Source organism: Micromonospora sp. NPDC049799 (assembly GCF_040656655.1).
In the GTDB taxonomy this organism is placed as follows: domain Bacteria; phylum Actinomycetota; class Actinomycetes; order Mycobacteriales; family Micromonosporaceae; genus Micromonospora.
Genome location: NZ_JBFAMU010000676.1, coordinates 1 through 2,250, shown reverse-complemented (window position 1 = coordinate 2,250; position 2,250 = coordinate 1). Strand labels below are relative to the sequence as shown.

The window sequence follows — 2,250 nt, the reverse complement described above, 5'->3', positions numbered from 1 at the left end:
GCCGGCCGTGGCCCCGCGGCGGCCGGCGGCTCGTCGGTCGACGACGCGCGCAGCGCGTGCCGCACCTCGCGCCACCAGACGAAGACCACGAAGCCGGCGAAGACCGGCCACTCGATCGCGTAGCCCCAGCTGATCGCGTTGCCGGCCGCGGCCCGGCTGACCTGCCACCAGCCGAGCGACAGGAACGCCCCCACCAGCACGACCATGGCCACGTGGCGCGCGATCCACCCCGGGGTCCACAGCCGCTTCATGCCCACGAGGGTACCGGGGACCGCCGCGACCTCCGACACGGTGTCGTAGTACGCCGAATGGTTTGGTGCCAGCGGGTGTGGGCATCCGTCTAGACGCCAGCCCAAAACAGACCAGGGGGGCATGATGACCGGATCCCTACGGCAGGACGATTTCTCGAGCCCGGAACAGCGCGTGCCCGAATGGGGCGGTGACCAGGTGCACGACACGCCCTCGGGCGGCGCGGACCTCGACGGCGAACTGCTCGGCGTCGACCCCGCCGAGCTGGGCGACGACGACCTGATCCGCGAGATGCACAGCCTGCACCGCACCCGGCTGGACACGCTGCGGCACGCCGCGGACTCCGCGCTCGCCAACCACCTGCGCCGGACGGCCGAGCTGGAAACCGAGTACCTGGCTCGGCACCCGGGGCGCGAGGTGGACCCGAGCCGGCTCCGGGACGCCTGATGGCGTCGGCCGAGCGCGGCCTGTCGGCGCCGCCGGAGGTGGTCTTCAACACGGCCACCGACCCGGCCCGCGCGTCGGCGTGGCTGCCCGAACCGCTGCGGGCCGACGGTACCCCGGCCGAGCACGTCAGCGCGGAGGAGCTGGAGGCCCGCTGGCGCGCTGCCGGGGACTGGAGCGCCGAGATCCGGGTCGACCAGGCCGACGCGGGCGGCGCCCGGGTCCGGCTCGATCTGACCGGCGGCCCCGACGCCGACCACCTCGCGGGCGAGGCGCTGGACAACCTCGCCCGCGAGGTGGCCGACAACCTCCAGGCCGGCTGAGCCGGTCCGCGGATCAACGAGAACGAGGAGACCGGTGACCGACGTCAAGGAGAAGGTGGCGCGCCTGCGCCGGGCCTACGCACCGCACGAGCACCGCCCGATCGGCAGCTACCTGGTGGCGATGGGCACCTACGCCGGCGTGACCGCCGCCCTCGCCGGTCTGGTCAGGGCCACCGGACGGCCGGTGCCCGAGCGTCCCGCGCCGGCCGACGTGGTGCTGCTCTCCATCGCCACGCACAAACTGAGCCGGCTGCTCACCAAGGACGCGGTGACCAGCCCGCTGCGAGCCCCCTTCACCCGCTACGAGAAGCCGATCGGCAGCGGCGAGGTGATGGAGGAGGTCCGCGACTCCGGCAGCTCCGCCCGGCACGCGATCGGCGAGCTGCTGAGCTGCCCGTTCTGCCTCGCGGTCTGGGTGGCCACCGGCCTGACCGGCGGCCTCGTGCTGGCACCGCGGCTGACCCGCCTCGTGGCCACCGCGATGACCGCGGTCGCCGCGTCGGACTTCCTCCAGATGGCGTACGCGGTGGCGCAGCAGGCCGCCGAGGGCGACGACGACGGGGACTGATCCCCGGGACACGAGCGAAAGGGGCCGGCGGTTCGCCGGCCCCTTCGTCGCGTCGGTCGTACGGTCAGCTCTCCTCGCCGGACCAGCCGCGCGGAGACTCCTCCTCGCGCTCGTCGGCGTCGGCGCCGGTGACGATGTCCCGGTCCACCGCCGTACGGTCGTGCTCGTTGGCGAAGTCCGGCTCGGGCAACGTGTCCGTGCCCTCGGGCGGCTGGCCCAGGGCGGCGATCTTCTCGTGGTGCTCCTGGTGGTGGGACATCTCTTCTCCTTGTCGTCGCCCCGTCAGGTGACCGACCCGCCGAGCAGGTCGGCCGCCTCGTCCACCGCGTACTGGCCCTCGGGCAGGGCGGCGATCCGGGTGAGCAGCTCGGCCGGAAGCTCGGCCGCGACGGCGCGGCGGTAGATGTCCCCCTGGCTGATCCGCTCCTGACCGTGGTACAGGTCCTTGAGCAGGTCGTCGAGGCGCCGTACGTCCGAATCGTCGGTCAGGGGCACATCGGTCACGGGTCGCTCGGTCACGGGCGCGTCGTCGGTCACCCGATCCAGCTACCCGCCCCGATTCCCCCCAAACTCCCCCCCCGCCCCCCCCGCCCCCTCGCCTGCTCTAACCCGGCAACTCGCGAACTGACCATCAAGATTAAGCAGCAGCAGTGGGCGCGGGTCGCG

The 2,250-nt window shown here is 73.3% G+C and carries 5 protein-coding genes and 1 pseudogene; 3 read left to right on the top strand and 3 right to left on the bottom strand.

The genetic code is table 11. The annotated features are described in order from the left end of the window. Positions 1-251 (bottom strand): annotated as a pseudogene (locus tag AB0I76_RS28150) (hypothetical protein); the annotation flags it as partial. Between the two features lie 121 nt (positions 252-372). On the opposite strand from AB0I76_RS28150, the gene AB0I76_RS28145 reads away from it, so the two are divergent. From AB0I76_RS28145 to AB0I76_RS28135, 3 genes are read left to right on the top strand one after another with little or no spacing between them, the layout of a single operon-like run. After that, positions 373-696 (top strand): DUF6158 family protein, encoded by a 324-nt coding sequence (locus tag AB0I76_RS28145; protein WP_357041627.1) that lies wholly within the window; start codon positions 373-375, stop codon positions 694-696. After that, on the top strand, positions 696-1,016 hold the full coding sequence (locus tag AB0I76_RS28140; protein ID WP_357041624.1) for a hypothetical protein: 321 nt from the start codon (positions 696-698) through the stop codon (positions 1,014-1,016). Before AB0I76_RS28145 ends, AB0I76_RS28140 begins: the two co-directional genes overlap by 1 nt. Before the next feature lie 34 nt (positions 1,017-1,050). Then, the gene (locus tag AB0I76_RS28135; RefSeq protein WP_357041621.1) at positions 1,051-1,584 is read left to right on the top strand and encodes a DUF1360 domain-containing protein; all 534 of its coding nucleotides are present in this window, start codon (positions 1,051-1,053) and stop codon (positions 1,582-1,584) included. Between the two features lie 64 nt (positions 1,585-1,648). On the opposite strand, the gene AB0I76_RS28130 is transcribed toward AB0I76_RS28135, so the two are convergent. Beyond that, a complete protein-coding gene (locus AB0I76_RS28130) occupies positions 1,649-1,843 on the bottom strand; it encodes a hypothetical protein (RefSeq protein ID WP_357041618.1) in 195 nt (64 codons plus the stop codon). A 23-nt stretch (positions 1,844-1,866) separates the two neighbouring features. Continuing rightward, positions 1,867-2,088, bottom strand: a complete 222-nt coding sequence (locus tag AB0I76_RS28125; protein ID WP_357041615.1) for a hypothetical protein — start codon at positions 2,086-2,088, stop codon at positions 1,867-1,869. Positions 2,089-2,250: the final 162 nt, after the last annotated feature.